This window comes from Janthinobacterium salmonicoloratum, from assembly GCF_051380845.1.
Taxonomy (GTDB): Bacteria; Pseudomonadota; Gammaproteobacteria; order Burkholderiales; family Burkholderiaceae_D; genus Janthinobacterium; species Janthinobacterium lividum_F.
Map to the genome: position 1 here is coordinate 2,557,071 of NZ_JBNYXV010000001.1, position 23,072 is coordinate 2,580,142.

Annotated in this window: 22 protein-coding genes and 1 pseudogene; 7 read left to right on the forward strand and 16 right to left on the reverse strand. The window is 57.0% G+C overall.

Going from position 1 to position 23,072, the window contains the following annotated elements; translation table 11 throughout:
- Positions 1-12: 12 nt before the first annotated feature.
- The 7 genes from purE to ACQ4WY_RS11850 form a co-directional block, all read right to left on the reverse strand.
- Complete coding sequence (gene purE / locus ACQ4WY_RS11820; protein WP_353659839.1) at positions 13-519, reverse strand: 5-(carboxyamino)imidazole ribonucleotide mutase; 507 nt, start codon at positions 517-519, stop codon at positions 13-15.
- A 1-nt stretch (position 520) separates the two neighbouring features.
- Positions 521-1,414 carry a phosphoribosylaminoimidazolesuccinocarboxamide synthase gene (locus tag ACQ4WY_RS11825; protein WP_436504148.1) on the reverse strand — a complete coding sequence of 298 codons (894 nt, stop codon included), beginning with the start codon at positions 1,412-1,414 and terminating at the stop codon, positions 521-523.
- Between the two features lie 104 nt (positions 1,415-1,518).
- On the reverse strand, positions 1,519-2,583 hold the full coding sequence (fba, locus tag ACQ4WY_RS11830; RefSeq protein ID WP_010401625.1) for a class II fructose-bisphosphate aldolase: 1,065 nt from the start codon (positions 2,581-2,583) through the stop codon (positions 1,519-1,521).
- A gap of 78 nt (positions 2,584-2,661) precedes the next feature.
- A complete protein-coding gene (gene pyk, locus ACQ4WY_RS11835; RefSeq protein WP_436504149.1) occupies positions 2,662-4,110 on the reverse strand; it encodes a pyruvate kinase in 1,449 nt (482 codons plus the stop codon).
- 110 nt (positions 4,111-4,220) lie between these two features.
- Positions 4,221-5,432, reverse strand: a complete 1,212-nt coding sequence (locus ACQ4WY_RS11840; protein ID WP_353659836.1) for a phosphoglycerate kinase — start codon at positions 5,430-5,432, stop codon at positions 4,221-4,223.
- A 77-nt stretch (positions 5,433-5,509) separates the two neighbouring features.
- Positions 5,510-5,860, reverse strand: a complete 351-nt coding sequence (locus tag ACQ4WY_RS11845) for an AzlD domain-containing protein (RefSeq protein ID WP_099666364.1) — start codon at positions 5,858-5,860, stop codon at positions 5,510-5,512.
- Entirely contained in the window at positions 5,853-6,587 is a 735-nt protein-coding gene (locus ACQ4WY_RS11850) for an AzlC family ABC transporter permease (protein ID WP_436504150.1), read from the reverse strand. Before ACQ4WY_RS11850 ends, ACQ4WY_RS11845 begins: the two co-directional genes overlap by 8 nt.
- 258 nt (positions 6,588-6,845) lie before the next feature.
- Here ACQ4WY_RS11850 and ACQ4WY_RS11855 point away from each other — a divergent pair, with 258 nt between their 5' ends.
- From ACQ4WY_RS11855 to ACQ4WY_RS11870, 4 genes are all read left to right on the forward strand, one after another.
- Positions 6,846-7,040, forward strand: coding sequence for a zinc-finger domain-containing protein (locus ACQ4WY_RS11855; RefSeq protein ID WP_034780619.1), 195 nt, complete (start codon positions 6,846-6,848; stop codon positions 7,038-7,040).
- 81 nt (positions 7,041-7,121) lie between these two features.
- Positions 7,122-7,547 carry a YybH family protein gene (locus ACQ4WY_RS11860; protein WP_353659834.1) on the forward strand — a complete coding sequence of 142 codons (426 nt, stop codon included), beginning with the start codon at positions 7,122-7,124 and terminating at the stop codon, positions 7,545-7,547.
- Positions 7,547-8,584 carry a YheT family hydrolase gene (locus ACQ4WY_RS11865; protein WP_436504151.1) on the forward strand — a complete coding sequence of 346 codons (1,038 nt, stop codon included), beginning with the start codon at positions 7,547-7,549 and terminating at the stop codon, positions 8,582-8,584. Before ACQ4WY_RS11860 ends, ACQ4WY_RS11865 begins: the two co-directional genes overlap by 1 nt.
- Entirely contained in the window at positions 8,577-9,167 is a 591-nt protein-coding gene (locus ACQ4WY_RS11870) for a DUF2946 family protein (protein ID WP_436504152.1), read from the forward strand. The genes ACQ4WY_RS11865 and ACQ4WY_RS11870 overlap by 8 nt, the downstream gene beginning before the upstream one ends.
- A 3-nt stretch (positions 9,168-9,170) precedes the next feature.
- Here ACQ4WY_RS11870 and ACQ4WY_RS11875 read toward each other — a convergent pair whose 3' ends face one another.
- The gene (locus tag ACQ4WY_RS11875) at positions 9,171-10,760 is read right to left on the reverse strand and encodes a beta-barrel assembly-enhancing protease (RefSeq protein ID WP_436504440.1); all 1,590 of its coding nucleotides are present in this window, start codon (positions 10,758-10,760) and stop codon (positions 9,171-9,173) included.
- 187 nt (positions 10,761-10,947) lie between these two features.
- On the opposite strand from ACQ4WY_RS11875, the gene moaC reads away from it, so the two are divergent.
- On the forward strand, positions 10,948-11,454 hold the full coding sequence (gene moaC, locus ACQ4WY_RS11880) for a cyclic pyranopterin monophosphate synthase MoaC (protein WP_436504153.1): 507 nt from the start codon (positions 10,948-10,950) through the stop codon (positions 11,452-11,454).
- A gap of 216 nt (positions 11,455-11,670) precedes the next feature.
- On the opposite strand, the gene ACQ4WY_RS11885 is transcribed toward moaC, so the two are convergent.
- The gene (locus tag ACQ4WY_RS11885) at positions 11,671-15,408 is read right to left on the reverse strand and encodes an NACHT domain-containing protein (RefSeq protein WP_436504154.1); all 3,738 of its coding nucleotides are present in this window, start codon (positions 15,406-15,408) and stop codon (positions 11,671-11,673) included.
- Positions 15,409-15,749: 341 nt separating this feature from the next.
- Between ACQ4WY_RS11885 and ACQ4WY_RS11890 the strand changes: the two are divergent.
- A pseudogene (locus ACQ4WY_RS11890) lies at positions 15,750-15,941 on the forward strand (cyclic pyranopterin monophosphate synthase MoaC); the annotation flags it as partial.
- Here ACQ4WY_RS11890 and ACQ4WY_RS11895 read toward each other — a convergent pair.
- On the reverse strand, positions 15,942-16,322 hold the full coding sequence (locus tag ACQ4WY_RS11895) for a DUF6713 family protein (protein ID WP_436504155.1): 381 nt from the start codon (positions 16,320-16,322) through the stop codon (positions 15,942-15,944).
- A 165-nt stretch (positions 16,323-16,487) separates the two neighbouring features.
- Here ACQ4WY_RS11895 and ACQ4WY_RS11900 point away from each other — a divergent pair, with 165 nt between their 5' ends.
- Positions 16,488-17,210 (forward strand): flagellar brake protein, encoded by a 723-nt coding sequence (locus tag ACQ4WY_RS11900; protein WP_436504156.1) that lies wholly within the window; start codon positions 16,488-16,490, stop codon positions 17,208-17,210.
- Between the two features lie 21 nt (positions 17,211-17,231).
- Here ACQ4WY_RS11900 and ACQ4WY_RS11905 read toward each other — a convergent pair whose 3' ends face one another.
- From ACQ4WY_RS11905 to recX, 6 genes are all read right to left on the reverse strand, one after another.
- Positions 17,232-17,696: a pilin gene (locus tag ACQ4WY_RS11905; protein WP_436504157.1), complete on the reverse strand. Its 465-nt coding sequence runs from the start codon at positions 17,694-17,696 to the stop codon at positions 17,232-17,234.
- 214 nt (positions 17,697-17,910) lie between these two features.
- Positions 17,911-18,792 (reverse strand): succinate--CoA ligase subunit alpha, encoded by an 882-nt coding sequence (sucD, locus tag ACQ4WY_RS11910; protein WP_034746085.1) that lies wholly within the window; start codon positions 18,790-18,792, stop codon positions 17,911-17,913.
- A 13-nt stretch (positions 18,793-18,805) separates the two neighbouring features.
- Complete coding sequence (gene sucC / locus ACQ4WY_RS11915) at positions 18,806-19,975, reverse strand: ADP-forming succinate--CoA ligase subunit beta (RefSeq protein WP_131685687.1); 1,170 nt, start codon at positions 19,973-19,975, stop codon at positions 18,806-18,808.
- A 72-nt stretch (positions 19,976-20,047) separates the two neighbouring features.
- Positions 20,048-20,608, reverse strand: a complete 561-nt coding sequence (locus tag ACQ4WY_RS11920; RefSeq protein WP_152250764.1) for a DUF2889 domain-containing protein — start codon at positions 20,606-20,608, stop codon at positions 20,048-20,050.
- A gap of 279 nt (positions 20,609-20,887) precedes the next feature.
- On the reverse strand, positions 20,888-22,426 hold the full coding sequence (locus ACQ4WY_RS11925; protein WP_436504158.1) for a methyltransferase regulatory domain-containing protein: 1,539 nt from the start codon (positions 22,424-22,426) through the stop codon (positions 20,888-20,890).
- 140 nt (positions 22,427-22,566) lie between these two features.
- Complete coding sequence (gene recX / locus ACQ4WY_RS11930) at positions 22,567-23,022, reverse strand: recombination regulator RecX (protein WP_436504159.1); 456 nt, start codon at positions 23,020-23,022, stop codon at positions 22,567-22,569.
- Between the last annotated feature and the right edge of the window lie 50 nt (positions 23,023-23,072).

The window sequence follows — 23,072 nt, forward strand, 5'->3', positions numbered from 1 at the left end:
TTTTCAAGCACATTATTCAGGCAAGACCATGGCCTTGGCGGCGGCCGTTTGCGTGGCGCGGAAGGCTTCCAAGCGCTCGGCCAGGGCGTCGTCGTTAGCGGCAAGCATCGCCACCGCCGTCAGCGCCGCATTCGCCGCGCCCGCTTCGCCGATGGCGAAGGTGGCTACTGGCACGCCCTTGGGCATTTGCAGGATGGACAGCATGGAATCTTCGCCGCGCAAGTATTTCGACGGCACGGGCACGCCCAGCACGGGCACGATGGTCATCGCCGCCACCATGCCAGGCAGGTGGGCGGCGCCGCCGGCGCCGGCGATGATGGCGCGCAAGCCGCGCGCGCGCGCACTTTTCGCGTACGCATACATCTCGTCGGGCATGCGGTGCGCAGAAATGACTTGCGCTTCGTACGGCACGCCAAACTGTTTCAGCATAGCAACCGCATTCTGCATCACGTCCCAGTCCGAGGACGAACCCATGATGACGCCAACCAGCGGCTTGGGGTTCAATTTTTGCTCAGTCATCTCAGGCCTTCAGCTTCTCGCCCGTCAGGCGTTCGATGGCTTCGAAGTACTTGGCCTGGGTTTTTTCAATGACGTCGGCCGGCAGCGCGGGCGCCGGTGCGGTCTTGCCCCAGGTCAGCGTTTCCAGGTAGTCGCGCACGAATTGCTTGTCGAACGACGGCGGCGAGATGCCCGGCTGATACGAATCGGCGGGCCAGAAGCGCGACGAGTCGGCCGTCAGCACTTCATCCATCAGATGCATGACGCCGTTGTCATCCAGGCCGAATTCGAACTTGGTGTCGGCAATGATGATGCCGCGCGTGGCCGCGTATTCGGCGGCCGTCTTGTACAGTTGAATGGCGACGTCACGCATCTTGGCAGCCAGTTCGGCACCGATGCGCTCTTCCATTTCAGCAAAGCTGATGTTTTCATCATGCTCGCCCAGCTCGGCCTTGGCTGCCGGCGTGAAGATCGGTTCCGGCAGTTTTTCCGCCTGTTGCAGGCCGGCTGGCAGCGCGATGCCGCAGATGCTGCCCGTGTCCTGATAATCTTTCCAGCCCGAACCGATGATGTAGCCGCGCACGACCGCCTCTACCATGATGGGTTTCAAGCGCTTGGCCACGACGGCGCGGCCTTGCACTTGTTCCACTTCCTCGGGCGCCACCACGGATTCCGGCGCCACGCCGGTCAGGTGGTTCGGCACGATATGGCCCAGTTTCTCGAACCAGAAGTCGCTCATCTGGTTGAGGACCTTGCCCTTGCCGGGGATAGGCTCGTTCATGACGACATCGAAGGCCGACAGGCGGTCCGTGGTGACGATCAAAATCTTGTCGTCGCCAACGGCGTAGTTGTCGCGGACCTTGCCGTGGCCCAGCAATGGCAGGGAGTGGATGGAAGTCTGATAGAGGCTGTTCATAGCGGGGGAATAGTTGGATGAAACGAAACCGGCAGGCAGGGGGTGCCCGCCGGTCGAGAAAATCGGGCACGGAGCATTGCTTCCGGCCCGTTCCAGACAGAATTTTACTTCACAATTTGCGACAGCTCGCCGGCCTTGTAGCGCTCGGCCATTTTTTCCATCGTGATGACCTTGATCTTCGACGCCTGGCCTTCGCAGCCGAAAGCCTGCATGCGCGCGCGCACGATTTGCTCGGCGGCGGTACGGGCTGGCTTCAGGAAGTCGCGCGGGTCGAATTTCGACGGGTTTTCAAACAGATACTTGCGGATCGCGGCCGTCATCGCCAGGCGGATGTCGGTGTCGATGTTGATCTTGCGCACGCCGTGACGGATGCCTTCCTGGATTTCCTCGACTGGCACGCCGTAGGTTTCCTTCATGTCGCCGCCGAATTCGCGGATGATGGCCAGCAATTCCTGCGGCACCGACGAGGAACCGTGCATCACCAGGTGGGTGTTCGGGATGCGCGCGTGGATTTCCTTGATGCGGTCGATGGCCAGGATGTCGCCCGTAGGCTTGCGCGTGAATTTATACGCGCCGTGCGAGGTGCCGATGGCGATCGCCAGGGCGTCGCACTGGGTGCGCTGCACGAAGTCGGCCGCTTGCGCCACGTCCGTCAGCAGTTGCTCGCGAGTCATGGTGCCGTCGGCGCCGTGGCCATCTTCCTTGTCGCCCTTCATGGTTTCCAGCGAACCGAGCACGCCCAGTTCCGCTTCCACCGTCACGCCGATGGCGTGCGAGAATTTCACCACTTCACGCGACACTTCCACGTTGTATTCGTAGGAAGCGACCGACTTGCCGTCCGCTTCCAGCGAACCGTCCATCATCACGGACGTGAAGCCCGAGCGGATGGCGGCCATGCAGACGGCCGGCGACTGGCCGTGATCCTGGTGCATGACGACGGGAATGTGCGGATACGCTTCGACGGCGGCGTCGATCAGGTGGCGCAGGAACGCTTCACCGGCGTACTTGCGCGCGCCAGCGGACGCTTGCATGATCACCGGGCTGTTGAGCGCATCGGCGGCAGCCATGATGGCTTGCACTTGCTCCAGGTTATTGACGTTGAAAGCAGGAATGCCATAACCGTTTTCGGCGGCATGGTCCAGCAGTTGACGCATGGATACGAGAGACATGGTGATACTCCAGAGAACAATAGAAACCGTTGCGGCGCTTCGCGGTCGATTACCGCGCCGGCGCCTGAATTCTTACGTTTAGTCGAATTCGCCTACTTTGACGATTTTCAGGGCATTCGTGCCGCCCACCTGGCCCATCGGCTCGCCCCAGGTGACGACGATCATGTCACCCTTTCTGACGATGCCCTGCGCCACCAGCAGCTCTTCTGCCTGCTTCAGCACTTGCGCACTGGGGGCGTTCTGCATCAGATGATACGCCCGAACATTGCGGTACAGCGCGGCTTTGCGCAAAGTGGTCACACTGGGCGTGAGCGCGTATATCGGCGTGTCGATACTGTGGCGGCTCATCCACAAGGCGGTGGAACCGGATTCCGTCAGCGCCACGATGGCTTTCACGCGCAAATGGTGGGCCGTAAACAGCGCGCCATACGCGATCGACTGGTCGATGCGGGTAAAGGTGACGTTGAGGAAATCGGCATCGAGCTTGTTGTATTCGGACAGTTCCGCTTCGACGCAGATGGCGGCCATCATTTCCACCGTCTCGATCGGGTATTTGCCCGAGGCCGTTTCGGCCGAGGTCATGACGGCATCCGTGCCATCGAGCACGGCATTGGCCACGTCGGATACTTCGGCGCGGGTCGGCACGGCGTTGACGATCATCGATTCCATCATCTGCGTGGCAGTAATGGCCAGTTTATTCGACGCGCGCGCCATCTTGATCATGCGCTTTTGCAAGGCCGGCACGGCCGCATTGCCCACTTCGACCGCCAGATCGCCACGGGCCACCATGATGCCGTCGGACGCGTCGAGGATTTCCTGCAGGGCAGGAATGGCTTCCGCGCGCTCGATCTTGGCGATCATCATCGGCTTGTGGTGGTACGGTTCGCCGGCGATATTGGCCAGCTGGCGCGCCATTTCCATGTCGGTCGCGCATTTCGGGAAGGAAATAGCCAGATAGTCGGCCTGGAAACTCATGGCCGTCTTGATATCTTCCATATCCTTGGCTGTCAGCGCCGGCGCGGACAGGCCGCCGCCCTGGCGGTTGATGCCTTTGTTGTTCGACAACTCGCCACCGATCTTGACGGTGGTGTGAATTTCGCTGCCGTGGATGCGCTCGACGATCAGCACGATGAGGCCGTCGTTCAGCAACAGCACGTCGCCCTTGTGCAGGTCGCGCGGCAGGGCCTTGTAATCGAGGCCGACCCGCTCCTGGTTGCCCAGTTCGCCGTTTTCTCCCCACTTGGCGTCGAGGATGAAGCGCGCGCCCGCTTCAAGCTCGATGCGCGTGTTTTCAAACTTGCCGACGCGAATCTTCGGGCCCTGCATGTCGGCCATGATGGCCACTTCGCGGCCGCACTCGGCCGCCGCCAGGCGCACCAGCGCCGCGCGGTCGATATGGTCTTGCGCCTTGCCGTGGGAAAAATTCAAACGCACCACATCGACGCCCGCACGTATCATCTTCACCAGGATATCGAAGTCAGTGGAGGCGGGGCCAATTGTTGCTACGATTTTTGTACCGCGTGGCATAGGAGTCCTTGTGCGCGAGCGAAGGTGAGCAAGGCCGGCTCGATGCTGCATCCGGCAAGGTAAAAGCGCAGCGGTCAGGCTGCGCTTGGTGGCACTACAGTCAGGCTGTATCAGCCAGCACGTTGCATGAGAATTTCCACTGCGGGCAAAGTCTTGCCTTCCAGGAACTCCAGGAAAGCGCCGCCGCCCGTCGAGATATAGCTGATTTTATCGGTAATGTCGTATTTTGCAATCGCCGCCAGGGTGTCGCCACCGCCAGCGATGGAAAATGCTTTCGACTCGGCAATGGCCAAGGCCAGGGTCTTGGTGCCGTTGCCGAACTGGTCGAATTCGAACACGCCAACGGGGCCGTTCCACACGATGGTGCCGGCGGCGGCGATTTGCTGCGCCAGCAGGGCCGCCGTTTTCGGGCCGATATCGAGGATCATGTCGTCGTCCGCCACGTCGGCCACGTCCTTGACAGTGGCGGCGGCCGTAGGCGAAAACTCCTTGGCGCACACGACATCGACGGGAATCGGCACTTGCGCGCCGCGCTTGGCCATGATCTCGATGATGGCTTTGGCTTCTTCGACGAGTTCCGCTTCCACCAGCGACTTGCCGACATTCAAGCCGACGGCTTTCATGAAGGTGTTGGCGATGCCGCCGCCGACGATCAGGTTATCGACCTTGTCGGACAGCGCTTTCAGGATGGTCAGCTTGCTCGATACTTTCGAACCAGCAACAATGGCCAGCAGCGGGCGGGCTGGGGCGTGCAAAGCTTTCCCCAGTGCATCGAGTTCGGCGGCCAGCAGTGGGCCGGCGCAGGCGACGGGGGCGAACTTGGCGATGCCGTGCGTGGATGCCTCGGCGCGGTGGGCCGTGCCGAACGCGTCATTGACGTAGATATCGCACAGCTTGGCCATTTTTTGCGCCAGCTCATCGCTGTTTTTCTTTTCGCCCTTGTTCACGCGTACGTTTTCCAGCAGGACGACCTGGCCGGCGGCCAGGTTTTCCAGGCCGGCGCCATCGACCCAATTTTGTTTCAGTGCAACTTCTTGGCCCAGCAGCTCGGACAAGCGGGCGGCCACGGGCGCCAGGCTGTCGGCAGGCTTGAACTCGCCTTCCGTCGGACGGCCCAGGTGCGACGTCACCATGACGGCAGCGCCAGCGTCCAGCGCGGCGCGGATGGCCGGCACCGAGGCGCGGATGCGCGTATCTTCGGTGATCTTGCCACTGTCATCTTGCGGGACGTTCAGGTCGGCGCGGATAAACACGCGCTTGCCTTGCAGTGCATTTTGGGCGATCAAATCTTGCAGACGGATGAAGTTGAGAACAGCTGACATGGCGATCCAGATGACGAGTGGAAGGAAGTGCGCTATTTTACCGCAATGACCAGACCAAATCCCCGATTTGTCCTGCTTTACTGAAAAACATGCAACAGCCGCAAGCCCGTGAAAACCAGCATGCCAAACACAATGGTTTGCAGCATATTGCGGCGGATCACAAAAAAGAGCGTGGCGGCAATACCCGACAAGAGTTTCAAATTCGATAATTCGAAGTGCACTTGCTGCCCTTCCATCAGCATGTCGGGCGCGATGATGGCCGCCAGCGCGCAGGCCGGCGCATAGCGCAGCATCTCGCCCACGCGGCGCGGAATGGTGATGTGGTGGCCGATCAGCCAAAAGGTGCTGCGCGTGGCGGCTGTCGCCACCACCAGCACGGCGATGGCGATCCACACGTCGGCCCTGCCCCAGTCTATGCCGTCAAACATGGCGTTTTGTCCATTTTTCTGTCAACTCTTCCACGGCCATGGCGCTGACCATGCCCACCAGCACGGCCACCAGCAAGCCCAGTTTATACGGCAGGCTGAAGGCCAGCACGGCCACCGTGCCCGCCACCAGCACGCCGCACAGGGCCGCGCGGCTGAGAATCAGCGGCACCGTCACGCACAGGATGGCCAGGGTCCCGGCAAAACCCAGTCCCCATTCGGCCGGCACGACGGCGCCCAGCACGATGCCGATGAAGGAACCGATTTGCCAGGCCAGCCAATTGGGATAAATCAAGCCTTTCAGGAAAGGCAGCTTGGCCGGGTCCGGGGTTTCATGGGGGTAGCGCTGCAGGAACAGGCCCACGGTGATGTCGCCCGCCACATAGCCGAGCGCAAAGCGCTGGCGCCACGGCAGATGGGCGAAATGGGGTGCCAGCAGCACGGAAAAGATAACAAAACGCAAATTGACGACGAGGGCCGTGGCGAAGATCACCCACACGGGCGCGTGCGCGGCCAGCAGGGGCAAGGACGCGAGCTGGGCCGAGCCGGCAAAGACGAACAGTGTCATGGCTCCCGCCTGCGCCACCGTCAGGCCGCTTTTCACCATGGCCACGCCCACCACCATGCCCCAGGCGGCGATGCCCAGCAGGGTGGGCGCCCCCAGGTTCAGGCCAGCGCGCCAGGCATCTTTCAGCACGGCATCATCGCTGGCGGCCGGGACGGCGTTCACGCGACGCTCCGGCAGGCGCACTGTGGTAACTGCACAACAATGGTGCGCGGGGCGCATGGGCGCAACGGTAATACCGGCAAGGCAAATCCAGTCAGTGTGGCGCTGCAGCTGCCATATTTCCGCAAAAACCCGCGCCGCAGCCGAAGATGATCAAGGCGCCATTTTAGCCATGATTTTTGCTGTCTGCCTGAATCCGTTAAAATCGTGCTTTTGGCAGCAGCCGACTTCCTTCCATACAGCCTCACGGAGCATGACAAGATGACAAAAACCACCCAGCCAGCGGTCGAACTCGACAGTAAAGACTTGCCAGCCCACTGCCCTAACCCGGCCATGCCGCTGTGGTCGTCGCATCCGCGCGTGTTCCTGGAATTCAACAAGGACGGTATCGCCAAGTGCCCCTACTGCGGCACGGCCTACACCCTGAAGGAAGGCGCCAGCGCCGGCCATCATTAAACTGCCCAGCGGCGCGCCCCCAGCGCGCCGTTTTCATTTGCACCTCTGAGTGACATATATACCGCTCAAGCCGGAGTCGTCATGAAACGTCTGAAAGAACTCAATGGCAGCGCCGCCGAAGTCGAAGCGGCGTTCTACGATGCCTTGCACCGCGCCGACCTCGAAGCGCTGATGGCGCTATGGGCCGACGATGAAGAGATCGTCTGCATCCACCCGGGCGGCGCGCGCCTGATCGGCCATGCCGCCATCCGCGCCTCATGGGAAACCATTCTGGCGGGTGGTGGCCTGCATATCGTGCCGGCACAGCTGCATGAAACGCACAACCTGATGAGTTCCGTGCACACGGTAATCGAAGGTGTCACCCAGGAAGAAAACGGCCCGGCGCATCTGCTGGCCACGAATGTGTACGTGAAAACGCCGCGCGGCTGGCGCATCGTGCTGCACCACGCGTCCATGGCGCCGGGTGGCGCGCCGGCAGACGACGCGGGGACGCAGATCCTGCACTGATGTCTTTGCCTCTTATCTACAACGCCCCCTATACCGCCCCGCTCTGGCTGCCTGGCGGCCACGCGCAGACGATTTATCCAGCCGTGTGCCTCGCCAAGCCTTCCGTGGCCTTCCGCCGCGAACGCTGGCAAGCGCCCGATGGCGACTTCGTCGATGTCGACCTGGTCGACGGCCAGCCGGGCCAGCCCTTCGTGGTGCTGTTCCACGGCCTGGAAGGGTCGTCGAACAGCCATTACGCGCGCGCCCTGATGGCCGAGGTGGCCGCGCGCGGCTGGTCGGGCGCCGTGCCGCATTTTCGCGGCTGCTCGGGCGAAACAAACCTGGCGCCCCGCTTTTACCATTCGGGCGATGCGCAGGAAGTGGACTGGATCGTGCAGCGCCTGCGCCCGCGCGCCACGGGGAAGTTTTACGCGGCCGGCGTCTCGCTGGGCGGGAACGCCCTGCTGTGCTGGCTAGGCCAGTCGCAGCACCAGGCCGATTTCATCGATGCGGCGGCGGCCGTATCGGCCCCGCTGGATCTGGCGCAAGGGGGCAAGGCCCTGTCGTCCGGCGCCAACCGGCTCTACACGCGCATGTTCCTGAACACGCTCAAACCGAAATGTCTGGCCAAGCTGGAACAGTTTCCCGGCCTGTTTGCGCGCGAGGCCATGCTGGCCGCGCGCGACTTGCACGCCTTCGACAATGTCGTCACGGCGCCCCTGCACGGCTACCGCGACGCCGACGATTACTGGCACCGCGCCAGCGCCAAGCACGTCATCTCGGACATCACCGTGCCGACCCTGGTACTGAATGCGCAAAATGATCCCTTCCTGCCCGGGCGCTTCTTGCCGCGCAGCGCCGCGCCCAAGGTCACGCTCGAGTATCCGCGCCAAGGCGGCCACGTCGGCTTTGCCGCAGGCAAGTTGCCGGGAAGCACACGTTGGCTGCCGCAACGGCTGATCCATTTTTTTGAAGGCGGCAACACGGCGCCATCGGCAGCGCAAACCTGTCACGCTGGCGACGCGCGCACTCACACGGAAAACGCTACACATGGATGAACTCGTCAAACAGGCGCTGGCCAAATGGCCGAACGTGCCCCACTGCTACGGCTGGCTGGGCCTGGACGCGCGCGGCCACTGGCGCATGCGCGACCAGCATGCGCAGCAGCAACAACTGCCCGGCGACAAGATCGCCCACGCGGCCCTGTTGAACTTTATCAACCGCAATTACGGCCAGGACGAACGCGGTTGCTGGTTTTTCCAGAATGGCCCGCAGCGCGTGTACGTGAATCTGGAAGCGACGCCGTATATCGCCCGCAGCGATCCGCAGCACGGTTTTGTCTTGCAGACGGGTACGCCGCTGGCGCAAATCGGGCAGGCTTACCTGTGCGACAACGGTGCGCTGATCCTGCGCCAGGGCGACATCGTGGCGCAAGTCGATGACCGCGACATGGCGCACGTGCTGGCGTCGCTGCGCGTCGATGGCCAGCAGGCCAGCGACGAAGCCCTGCTGGCGTGGCTGGAAGAACGCCGGGGCAAGCTGACCCTATTGCATGACGGCACAGAGATTGCCGTGCAGCCGCTGCGCTACGATGCCGTGCCGCAGACCTTCGGTTTCCAATCCGCGCCGCAAGCCGGATAGGAGTTAGCCCTTCTGGTCCTTGATCTGTTCGCGGCGCTTTTCCTGCAATTCCCGCTCGCGCGCATCGATCACGGCCTGGTCGTAAAAAGTCGCGTCCGTCGATTTGCGGGCGATCGTCAGCTGGTCCAGCGCGGCCATGGTGGCGCCCTGCAGCACGTAGGATTCGGCCAGCGCCATGTGCTGCAAGGTCATCTTGCCCTGGTCCGCATAGGCTTTCGCCAATAAATCGTACAGTTCCGGCTCTTCCTTGTAGAGCTGTACCTGTTCGCGCAGGTACAAGGTCGATTGCTCCAGCTTGCCGGCAGCCATCAGCGCTTCCGCATACTGGTGGGCGATGCCGCGCGAGAGGGGAAACTGCTGGCGCGCCGCATCGGCCGCCTTCAAAGCCTGTTGCGCCACTTCCTTCTTCTGCGCCGGCATCAACAGCACTTCCAGCCCCATCGCCGCCAGCAGGGAATTGGGGGCCTGCGTGCCGCCCGAGGTAAACACATTCGGCCCGGCCGGCTGGTGCAGGGCAGCATTGGCCGCATCGAGTTCCTTTTGCGCCTCGGCTGGCTTGCCCTGCTTGACGGCGACAAAGGACAAGCCATAGTGGGCGGCCGTCACCTGGAAACGGCTTTGCTGTTCCAGCTGCGTCTTGAAGACAGCCTTGGCATTCAACAGGCCTTGCACGCTTTCATCCTGCAGCACGCGGGCGCGGGCCCGGGCCAGGTGGAAACTCAGGCTGTCCGCACGCTGTTTGTACGGCTGCTCGCGGATGCGCGCCTGGATGTCGGCGATGCGTTCCGTCGTCAGCGGGTGGGTCTGCAGGTAGGCGGGCATCAGGTCGCTGTACGAACGGCTGGCCGCCTGCATGCGGCCGAAGAAGGCCACCATGCCGGTGGTGTCGAAACCGGCCTCGCCCATGATCTGAAAACCGATGCGGTCCGCCTCCCGTTCGGCGTCGCGGCCGAAATTGAGCTGGCGCTGGATGGCCAGGCCCTGGCCGGCGGCAAACACGCCCATGGCCACGTCGCCGCCCGCGCGCGAAGCGAGCGCCGCCAGCAGCATGGCGGCCAGCGGCATCAGGGCATCCTGGCGCTGCTGGCCCAGCATGCGCGCGATATGGCGCTGCGCCACGTGGCCGATCTCATGCGACAGCACGGAAGCCAGTTCCGCCTCCGTTTGCGCCGCCAGCACCAAAGCCGAGTGCACGCCGATGAAGCCACCAGGCAAGGCAAACGCATTCAACTGGGGATCGCGCACGGCAAAGAAGAAATAGTCGTAATTCGTTTCGCCGCGCACGCTGGGGCGCGCCGCCACGAGGGAGTTGCCGAAGGTATTCAGGTATTCGAGCAAGGGCGCGTCGTCGAGGTAATCGCGGTCGCCGCGGATGCCGCGCATGATTTCCTCGCCGATCTTGCGCTCCATCGCCGGCGACAGGTCATCGCGCGAGGTATCGCCCAGGTTCGGCAGATTCGGCGCCGGCGGCACGGCCAGCGGCGTCCAGCTGCCGGCCGGCTTGGCTGCCACGCTGGCGGCTGGCGCCGCTGGCGCGGACGTATAGGTTTGCGCCAGCGCACCTGGCGCCGCGCAGCACAGGGCGGCCAGCACTGACGCGCGCCTGGCGCCGCGCAGCCATGCCGCACCGGCGTTTTCAAGGACGATCGGAAGGGTAGTTTTTGAATTCACGGGTGCTATCATACCTTGTTAGCGACGCCTATTCCCACGCGTCATGCCGGTGGCATGGCGTAGTAGCCCGGCGTGCCGCGCCCCCGATTTCCTCACCTATTTTGACACCATGACAACAGCAGACAAGCAAGGCCCCGCCGGGGAACTGACCCATTTCGACGCCACGGGCCAGGCCCATATGGTGGACGTGGGCAGCAAGGAAGACACGCGCCGCAGCGCCGTGGCCGCCGGCACCATCCGCATGCAACCCGCCACCCTGGCCTTGATTATTTCCGGCAACGCCAAGAAAGGCGACGTGCTGGGCATCGCCCGCATCGCCGCCATCATGGGCGCCAAGCGCACCAGCGACCTGATTCCCCTGTGTCACCCGCTGGCCCTCACGCGCGTCACCGTCGATTTTGAAGTGGATGAAGCGGCCAACAGCGTGCACTGCCGCGCCCAGGTCGACACGACGGGCAAGACGGGCGTGGAAATGGAAGCGCTCACTTCCGTGCAAATCGGTTTGCTGACCATCTACGACATGTGCAAGGCCGTCGACCGGGGCATGGTCATGACGAATGTGCGCGTGCTGGAAAAGCATGGCGGCAAGTCGGGCGATTGGAGCGCATCTTCTTAAGTGGTTGATTTCTAATCATATTTTCTTGGGCCGTCAAGCTTGCAAATTGATTTACCACATTAAAAAGCTTGATGATTTTTGGAATTGGCGGAAGAAAATGATCAAGAATGAAAATTAGATGACATCGGGAATACTACCCCCGATGCTTAATCCAAAGGAACATACGATTAAAAATGTCTGGCATTATAGATAATGCCATTAATCACCAAAAACATACTAGTTTTCAAACCAGTTTTCTCTCTTTGCTATTGCGCCAATAGGTTCCATTTTAGAAATAGCATGTCCACGACATGTTCGCTCAGCCAAAACAACAACCGCACGCGGATAGTCTTTGCAATTTCTCATGACCTCTTGCGCAAGCTTTAACGGAAATTCTTTTTTTCCCTGTGTGGGATAATAATACCTTTCGCTATCAGCAGAAGACTGCTTATATATATCTCGTATCTGCAGAATAACAGATTCACTGATGGTACCTTGCCATATCTTTCCAATTAAAGAGTAAAGCTTAATAGGCAATTTTTGTTTATTTTTTATGGTGGATATATCTATGAATTTGAGAATGAAATCGGCCCTCATTTCTAGAGGATATCTATAACTAATCAAGTATTTCATTCTATCTGAATCAGCATATTGCAGAATAGCAGACTCAATAATTTTTTGATTTGCACCGGAAAGAAAACTATCGGATGTAGTATCCAGTGCTTTCTCAACTCGCTCCAGATCAGGTTTTTTCATCTTTTTAACAACCGAAGAAACAAGGGGATAAAGCTCCAGTATCACGCGAGGCGTTGCCCAATTTATGAATAAAAGCAATACAAACGTTTTTTCTCCCTTTTGCGAGAAGCGTTCCTCCCAGTACTTAACATTACCAGACTTCAGTCGAGCATACCTAGCTCGGCCGCATAAAGAGACCTTGTTATCATCGAGATTATCCAAAGCAGATACATCATCATTTCTACCTTTTATCCTGGAAGCTATTACTGCTAAAACATAAAAACACCACTCTTCTCCGAAAACAGCCCTTCCGCTTTCCACAAGGCAATCCCAAGGAGCCAAACTAGTACGATATTGATACAAACTCGATTCCAGCGCAAATGAGATTAATTCTAAATATTTTCCAACTTTACCATCGACCTCGTCCTCCACATCAAAAACTTTTATATCATATGCGCCCCTACTCATTTCTAGCATTCTTGAAACATATTGTTCACATAATACATCTTCATCGCCATTACGGAATATGGTTCGAAGTAAATAGGGGTGAGTGAAGGTAGCCAGAAAACTCAACGCAGAGCCCTTATTATTAGAATCACGCGGTATCGTTTCTATATCTCTAGAAAGAATATTTTTTAACGCGAAATTCTTAAGTTCAATATTTTTATTGAAATAACTTGCTCCTTTTCCATTTATTGCAACCAAAACTCTCTTTAACAAATGCTCTTCTTTTTCAACACTAAGTAGATTATCTATGAGGGAATCATCTAATCTATGCACTAACTCAAGCCTATAAGCCATACTAAACCACTCAGTCAGGCTATTATCATCAGAATAATTCTGAAGATAGCTCATCCAAATATCTGCATTGTTATATGGATTATTTGTTATTATACTAACTAACTCCCAGGCATAATCGTGCTTAGGAAATTTCGAAAGCTGTTTATAACACTCTTCCACCACTATATTACGACCACACGCTTCTGGCAAAAGAATATGTTCGCTCCGGCTCACATGCGATCCTTGGTTCAATATAGATCCAATATTTATACCATCCACAATCAACTGAACAACATTAACAAGTTTCTTAGGTTTTTGAGTGAAGACATAGTCGGATAGGATTTGAGCGGTAATGGTTCTCGCATAATGCGTGTATTTCAGTGAGTCGTCGTCCTGCAAATCCCTAAGCTCTTGAATAATCATATCAAGTTCACCCGCATCTGCGCATCCGGCGAAAAAACGAACGACATTTTGCCAATAAAAATTTCTTAAAAGTGCGTGAAATCTGTCCGGCTTTGTGCCAGCCTTTTGTTCACCGGCAGTGGAGTTTTGAGCAGTTGTATATAAATACTTTGCACAGAAATATTCCCTGAGTGGTTGAACCTCAAACTCAAAAGTTCCTTGCACACGAGATACCAATGCACAAACGCGCTCACTCATTGCATCGAATAGCTCATCAGCAATTGAGACATTATGCCCCTCTGACTCTAAATAGCTTTTGACACGTGACTTCAAATCATCGAACTTTATCGTGCCGTTATGCTTATATTGTTCGGCCTCAGAATGTAATATCCAAGCCAAGTACTGATGGATATCAATAATTAGTTCTCGCTTATCACGTACCAGAGAGCTTTTTTCTGACTCACGATCAAAGAAGAGATTTATATAACTATCATAAAGTGCAGTTCTTTTGTTTGGTAGCGACTGACCTTTAGTCTTCAAGAGGGTCAAAAATATCGCCAGTTGCATAGGGCTTTTAGCGAGCTCGCGTAAATGCGGCAATTGTAATTTTTCGCTAGTTTGCTCCCGAATATCAGCTGCATCACGGGAATTCATGCGTCCAGCTTTAATCCATTTTTCCACATATTCTTTAATAACTTCTTGCGTGACATCAACCAATTCAAAATGAGGATAACTATCAACTGAAAAAACAACCGTATCAGAGAAGGCTGCTGGTCTACTTGTAACTATAACTTGTATAGATTCAGCATTAAACGAAAGTCGATGTATTCCTTTGTCTATGAAGTCAATTACTTCCCTTCTAGATTTTATATTGGCAATCTCATCAAATCCATCGAAAACGATTAACAGTGGAGTAAGCTTTAAAATCGAGATAAAATCGGAAACAGTGAATTCTTCTATGCTTGAATGATACAGAATATGCATCATCAAGAAAGACTCAAGAGATTTCTTCCAGTTACTACTAAAATAGTCATCCGATATAGAAGAAGAGTATGGATTTACATTTTCGATCCAAGACGCAATGTGTCTCAGGTCGATTTTTATAGGGAAGCGTACAGGCGCATCGACAAAATGTTTTCCAATATCTTTTAATTCGTCTTCTTTCTTTAATAGCTTTGCTCGATGTACGTGACACACGAACTGCGAGATAGTTGACTTCCCTTGTCCAGGTCCACCTTCCAATAGAACTTTATTCACATTCCTTTGTACCGAAGGATGCAACAGGAACTCTGCAGCGCCTAACGTAGTTGTATCGTCACTGTGCCCGTACTCAGTCTCAGCATCAACATGCGTCCTAAAAACATCCCCTAGGACTTTCCTAAGTTTTTTATCCTTTTTACTTATTTTTTTACGCTTTAAAGGCACATCAGTATATAAATAGGTTAATTTATTTTGGAGATCAATCTGTTTAAATTTTACTTCGCTGTCCATTTCAAATTGATCAGCAAGATAGGCCCTAACAACATTCTCTTTTCGTTGCTTGTTCTCGGTTATATTTTCAAATAGGGCGCTATTTAATATATCTTGCCCGTTTAATATTTGAGGAAAGGACCATTTGAATAACGGATCTTTCTCAAAAAGAGAATTAAGGTCATCACGCCACCAACAGATTGAAGGCACATTTATACTAGATTCCAAGATTGAATTTATCTTGTCTTTTGAACCAGAATCGAGGTGCGCAGTGCCTCTGACATTGGTCAATATGTAGTACTGAGTAGCACCTCGTTCGACCAACGCATTAATCTTTTTAGCCTCCTTCGACACAACCGTTTCCAACCACTTGTGTAAATCACGTTCTTCATTGGCGTTCCTTACAAATTTAACCTGAAATACTTTAAATTTTTTTGTTGTACTATCCATTCCATAAACGATGGTATCTCTTCCACCGTCCGGTTGCCCAACTGGAAAAACCTGAATATTCGGAAATTCCTTACTAATTAATGCGCTACAAAATTCCTGAAAACGCTCATCACCTAAATTTTCGTATAAATAATCCATGGACGGTCCGTATATATAATTTTTTAACGAAGAGAAATTATTAAATTTATTTCAAAGTAGCAATCTATCAACATTATCACATTGTGGAGCTACAGAGAGTTTTTTTTGTTGGCATTTAACCAAAATGGATACTTTTTTGCAACATTTTCCATTGAGGCAAACGTTGGTACTTCACCGCTGATTGTATAAGGACCTCTGCCTGAGTTCCCAACAGCTTAAATCTATTTATTAGAGCTAATTTGGTACGAGAGAGTTGGCGGCGAAGCTTTAGTATTGCGGCCAACTGATTTGCACAGGAAACTGGACAAATTTTGTCCAACTAGCGAAGGACACCGCTAAGAATTCACTGCAAGGCCCAGGTCGATACCACGGGCAAGACGGGCGTGGAAATGGAAGCGCTCACTGCCGTGCAAATCGGCTTGTTGACGATCTACGACATGTGCAAGGCCGTCGACCGGGGCATGCTCATGACCAACGTGCGCGTTCTGGAAAAACATGGCGGCAAGTCGGGCGACTGGCACGCGCAGGTGTAACTATGCTGCCTTGCGCGCAAGATGAAGCTTGGCGCGGCGCAAGTCGCGCAGCAGCCACACGGCACACGCCAGGCATAGCCCGATGATGGCCATCGACAGGGGCAAGTGGAATTGTTCCAACCCAGCCAGCGCAAAGCCGGCGTGGATCAGACAAGTTCCCACGCCCAGCGCCGCGCAGACGCCCGCATACAGGGTCGCCTGCGGGCTTGCCAGTAGCACGTGCCGGTAACCGGCCAGCACCAGGGCAATCGCCGCCAGGTTAAACACCAGGAAACCCTGCACGCCGCCCGGAAAATGAAACATCTCCCACTCTTTCCAGTAGGCAGCGTCGATTTGATGCAGGATCAGGAACAACATGGTCCAGAAGTAGCTACGCGGCATAAGATTTACATTCGTCAATATTGATGCAATTGTAAATTGCCAGAACCGTCTACCAGCATGCGTACATAACATTTTTCGATGCCAATATGAAATTCATTGATATAAATGCTTTTTCATCAAGAAATCATGCATACTGCGAGTCGACAATATCCAGATGAGCATCGCATGACAAGCAACAAGCCCGCCGCGGAAAGCAAGCTCCAGGACTTCGAATTCGAGGCCATGCATCTGCAGGTGGGGGGACGCATCCAGTTCATCACGCACCGCACCATCAAACCCATCCAGCATTTCTCGACCGTAATCGGCTATGTGAAAGATGAGTACCTGATCGTCAAGATCCCGATGGAAAACGGCGCGTCCATCGTGCTCAACGAAGGTGACAAGCTGACCATCCGCGTGTTTTCCGGCGTTACCGTGTGTTCGTTTTCCTGCAGCGTCCTGCGCATCTTCGGTCGCCCGCTCAATTATGTCCACCTGAGCTTTCCCGACGCCATCCAGGGCACCAGCCTGCGCACGGCCATGCGCGTAAAAGTGGACATTCCGGCGCAGCTCAGCTACCGCGACGTGGCGGCCGTGCCCGTGTTTATCGTCAACCTCAGCGTCTCGGGCGCGCTGATCGAGGCGCCCAGCATGCTCACGCCGGACGACGAAGGCGTGACGCTCAGCTTTACCCTGCTGGTGCAGCCGAACAAGCATCAGATGCGCGTCAATACGCGCGCGCGCATCCAGAATGTCAGCGTGGGCAAGCCGTCGAATGGCCACGCCGCCGAGGTGGCGGAAATCTATACATATGGTGTGCAATTCATCGACCTGGAACCGACCCACTACACCCTGCTGCAAAACCTCACCTATGAAGCGCTGATCGCGGACCGGCAAAAAATCGTCTGACACTGGCGCGGAAGGCGCCGCTCACTGCGTCGCCACCACCTTCGGAATATTGTTCCTGGTAATGGCTTCCTTGGCCGCCGCATTCGTCACGCTGGTGCTGTTAAACCAACTCAAGCTGCTGGGGCCGACCTGCAGCTCCATGCTCACCGTCTGACCGCCCATGCCGCTGCCCATGTCGCCCGCCAGGGTCAGCTCGATATTGCCCTTGTCGACCTTGGCGCTGGCCACCTCGCGCGTCGGGCTAAACACGGGGATGGCGCTGGGCACGGCCTGGGTGGGGGTGCTGCAGGCGGTAGCCAGCCCACCGTTTTCCTGCACGCACAGGGCCACGGCTGTTTTCAACGGGGCGGCCGCCGCCAGCACGTTGCTGACCTTGGCCCGCATCGTATAGTCGCCATACTGGGGAATGGCCACGGCCGCCAGGATGCCGGCGATGGCCACCACGATCATCAGTTCTATCAGGGTAAATCCGCTTTGCGCGCGCATCGTATCCTCCCATGGTGCGTTGCTCACGCCAGGTACGGTGCAAGCGCCATGCCAGCGGCGCGCCCGGGCAGCGGCAGTACGCACGGAAAGAAAAGCGACACATTTGGGCGGGTTCGGACCAGCAGCGTCGCCCCGGGCCGGGAATCGGCCTGTCTTGCGGACAAAAAAAAAGGAACCGAAGCTCCTTTTTTGTACTGCGGTGACCAGGCTGAAATTACAGCATGGCTTTCAGCAGACGCGCCATTTCCGACGGATTTTTGGTCACGGTAATGCCGCAAGCTTCCATGATTTCCAGCTTGGCTTGTGCCGTATCGGCACCGCCCGAGATCAGCGCGCCGGCGTGGCCCATGCGCTTGCCTGGAGGAGCGGTCACGCCAGCGATGAAGCCAACGACCGGTTTTTTCATGTTGTCTTTGATCCAATAAGCCGCGTTGGCTTCGTCCGGACCACCGATTTCGCCGATCATGATGACCGCGTCGGTATCTGGATCATCATTGAACATCTTCATGATGTCGATGTGCTTCAGACCGTTGATCGGGTCGCCGCCGATGCCGACTGCCGACGATTGGCCCAGGCCCAGTGCGGTCAATTGACCCACTGCTTCATAGGTCAGGGTACCCGAACGCGACACCACGCCGATGCGGCCTTTTTTATGGATGTGACCTGGCATGATGCCGATCTTGATTTCATCTGGCGTGATCAAGCCTGGGCAGTTAGGGCCCAGCAGCAAGGTTTTGCTGTTGGCTTTAGCCATGCGATCTTTCAAGGCCATCATGTCACGTACAGGAATGCCTTCGGTGATGCAAATGGCCAGATCCATTTCAGCTTCGACAGCTTCCCAGATCGCCGCTGCCGCGCCTGCTGGCGGCACGTAGATGACGGAAACGTTGGCGCCGGTTTCTTTTTTCGCTTCGGTGACGTTAGCGAAAATAGGAATGCCTTCGAAGTCTTCGCCGGCTTTTTTCGGGTTCACGCCTGCCACGAAGGCAGCTTTGCCGTTCGCGTAGTCGCGGCAACCGCGGGTGTGGAACTGGCCGGTCTTGCCGGTGATCCCTTGGGTAACGACTTTGGTATCTTTATTGATCAGAATGGACATGTTGATTCCTTAATTAAGCTTGACCGGCAGCAGCGGCAACGACGCTCTTGGCTGCATCTTCCATGGTGTCGGCTGCGATGATAGGCAGACCGGAATCGGCCAGCATCTTTTTGCCCAGGTCTTCGTTGGTGCCCTTCATGCGCACGACCAGTGGCACGTTCAGCGAAACGGCTTTCACCGCGGCGATAACGCCTTCGGCGATCACGTCACAACGCATGATGCCGCCGAAAATGTTCACCAGGATGGCTTTCAGGCCTGGATTTTTCAGCATGATCTTGAACGCTTCGGTCACTTTTTCTGCCGTGGCACCGCCGCCGACGTCCAGGAAGTTGGCTGGCTCGCCGCCGAACAGCTTGATGGTGTCCATGGTAGCCATGGCCAGGCCGGCGCCGTTTACCAGGCAACCGATATTGCCGTCGAGCGAGATGTAGGCCAGGTCGAATTTCGACGCTTCGATTTCAGCTGGATCTTCTTCGTCCAGATCGCGCAGGGCGACGATTTCCGGATGACGGAACAGGGCGTTCGGGTCAAAATTGAACTTGGCGTCCAAGGCAATGACTTTGCCGCTACCGGTGACGATCAGCGGATTGATCTCGGCCAGCGAGCAGTCGGTTTCCCAGTACGCTTTGTACAGGCCTTGCAGGTTGACGCGGGCGTCAGCGATGGAACCGGCAGGCACGCCGATTTTGGCAGCGATGTCGTCTGCCTGGGCATCGGTCAGGCCAACGCCTGGATCGATGGTGACGTGGTGGATCTTCTCTGGGTGGCTCTCGGCCACTTCTTCGATGTCCATGCCGCCTTCGGACGACGCCATCAGGACGATTTTCTGGGTGACGCGGTCGGTGACCAGCGAAACGTACAGTTCTTGTTTGATGTCGGCGCCTTCTTCCACCAGCAGGCGGTTGACTTTCTGGCCTTCGGCGCTGGTCTGATGCGTGATCAGCTGCATGCCCATGATCTGGTCAGCGTATTCCTTGACCTGTTCCATCGATTTCGCCACTTTGACGCCGCCGCCCTTGCCGCGGCCACCTGCGTGGATCTGTGCCTTGACGACCCATACCGGGCCGCCCAGGGTTTCCGCAGCCTTGACGGCTTCTTCAACGGACATGCACGGAATACCGCGTGGTACCGTCACTCCGTGCTGCCGGAGGATTTCTTTGGCTTGATACTCATGGATTTTCATGCTGGCTTCCCTTCTGATACTGATGTATAAAAATACGGTTAGTGGTGCAAAAAAAACAGGAAAGCGCCGGGGTCACGCCTTGGCTACCCAGCGCGGGTAATACTGTGCAACTGCCCCGCCATCCGTGCGCAGGGCGTGGCATTTGTCGAGTTGAAACGGCTTTTCATGCGACAAGTCAGCATTCTCACCGTCACGGGTCGACCAGACATCGCCGGCAAATGCCTGAACCGTCGCAGTCGGCAAGACTTGCGCCAGTTCGGTCAAATGGGTACAGCCAGCGATTCCCGCCAGGCGCTGTTTCAAGTCGCGACGGAAATTCTTCAATAAATTCAAACCGATCAGCGCCCTGTAAGCGGGGCCGATGGTATCGCAAAAACCGGGATAGGGCACGGCATCGGAGGCAGCTTCGGCCTCGACAATGTTCAGTTCGCGATCGACGGTAATGCGCAGGTGGAGGTCATGCAGAGGGGAGCCGGCGGGACGGGGGCCGGAGGCCAGGGTCGCGTCATAGCTTTTGATATCGGTGATATGGGCGTCAATATCCCACAGGCCGTCGTCGCGCACATACGCTTGGACGTCGATAACGCGGGAGTGCCGTAGGGCGCGCCGGGATACGGGAGTTGACAGGGGCATAAGACCGATGCCGCTTGCGCGGCCATAATTTAGTAAGCAGCCATGTGCCTAAAGCACTCTGTTCGCAGCTTCTACGAACAGCAACCGCACCTGCGGCGCCGCAAAAACCCTAAAAGTGTAGCACATAGGGCGCTAGTTGCGCCGCAACATAATTTTTTATTGGTCTGGCCGCCCGCCGTAAATTATCAATGAAAATCGCAAAATGAATGACAAATATTCACAATGCGCATAACCTGGAAGCAGGTATGCGGGCACCGGCAACCTGGCCGGCGCCGCGCCTCAGTCAGTCACGCCCAGTACGCGTAAAATGGGCAAGCTACGTGCAGAAAAATACTGCGCGTGCGCCAGCAGCTCGGACAGGTTTTCCTCTTCCGTCAACAACGGTTGCTCATCCCGCGTCAGCAGCTGGTTCAGGCGCAGCAACACCGGCCATGTCGCGCGCACCAAGTCTTGCGGCGTTGAACAACCTTGCAGTTTCGCCCACAGGAATAGCTGTTGTAAATGCGATACAGCCACGCCGCTGCCCGTCAGGGGACTGGCGAGGATGGTCAAATCGGTTCTTTCCAGCGCCTGTTCCAGCAAGTAAACATTCAGGCGCGCCGTCTGCGGCCGCGCCACGGCGATGTCGGCCTCGTCCTGGACGGCCAGCACGCTGCCCTTGCTGACCAGCACCAGCATGATCTGCAGCAAGGCGGCCAGGTTGGCTTCGCTGCCCGCCAGTTGCTGCTCCAGCTCGCCTATCGTATACACGCGATGGTCGGCCATGGCATCGAGCACGGGCGCATACACGCGCTCATCCATATCGGCATCGCCCAGCACGCCATGCACGCTCAACACCACCTCGTCGCGCGGCACGGCCAGCATCACGCGCACGGCCCGCAAGGCACTGGCCTGGGCGAACGGTGTCAGCCTGCGCGCCCCCTTGACCCAGTAATCCTTGCGGAACTGCTCGTTAACGAGGAAGGAGCGCGTCGTCTCGCGGAAGATGGGATCGGGTATCTCGGCCAGGAATTGCTGGTGCTCGGCCGTCAGGTTCAGCATGTCGACCAGAGCGGTATAGGTGGCGGACGCGGCAAACTCGAGCTTGGCTTCACCCAGCATGGCCGCGACGCTGGAAAAAGCCATCGGCTGCCAGTCAGCATTGAAATACTCATGGGCAAGATAATGTCCATCCATCGCCTTGAGCTTTTCGATGCGGTCCGCCAGGAGCGGGTTGGCCTCCAGGTAGCGCGGTTGCGCGGCGATCATCCTGTCGACGAAATCGATGGCGCCCTCGACTCTGGCCAGCACGCCCTGGCCCGGGGCACTCATGACGCGGCTATGTTCGGCCATCAGGTCGCGCATCGGCATCATTGCGGCCCAACCTGGCTGAGTGTTGTAGCTGATGAAGACGACACCGCCGACTTTCAGCTTGCGCCGCAGGAAGTCGACGATCAGCGCGCGATTTTCCGCCGAGACCCAGCTCCATATCCCGTGCAGGCAGATAAAGTCGAAATCGGGCAAGTCGTCGCGGCGGCAAAACTGCGCAAACGACTCATCCGTGAACTGCGCGCCGGCGCCGGCCGCGCTGGCCAGCTCCTGCGCAAATGCAGCCTGGGATGGATTGAAATCATTGCCATGCCAGCGCGTGGCGGACGCTGCCGCATGGATGTTGGCGCTGATACCCTGGCCAAAGCCCAGCTCGCAAGCCGTGCCACTGGCAGGCAAGGCCAGGCCGGCGGCCAGCAGGGGCAGCCGCAGACGCAAAGGATTCAATTCTTCGTAATAGCCATAGGTATAGGCGATTTCGGCCATATAGCCGGCATTCCAGTTGCTCATCTTGCATCCTGTCACGATCAGTGGTGCTGCGCGCATCGCACAGCGTTCGAGCGCCAGCATACCCGATCGCGCGGCGTCACCATCCTGGAAACAGACGGCGTTTGAAAGCGCAGTTCTGGCGGCACGGCGGGGCGCCGGTCTTATTCCTCGTCGGGATCCAGCCCCTTCAAGGCCACTTGCACGGCGCGTTGGGAAAAACCGCGCTGCATCAGGAAGCGCATCTGCTTGTTGCGCTGCTCGGCATCCTGCGCCACCTCGCCAAATTTGCGGCGCCACACTTCGCAGGCGCGCGCAGTCTCGCCTTCGGCCAGGCCGGCCTTGAGCTCCTGCAGCGCCTCGCCACCAATACCGTGGCTTTGCAATTCCGCCATGATGCGGCTATTGCCGAAGCGGGCCGAGCGGCGGTGGATCAGCGACTCGGAAAAACGTTCCTGCGACAGCCAGTTGGCCTTTTCCAGGCTGTCGAGCAAGGCTTCCACGTCATCGCCCTCCTGCGCATGCCGCTGCAGCTTGCGCCGCAATTCCATGCGGCTGTGTTCGCGCATCGACAAAAAACGTAGCGCCCTGCCCTTCAGGCTTAGTTGTACTGCGGCCATACCCCCACCTTGTCTTTCATGTACGATCAAAGCACCCAAACACAATCGCC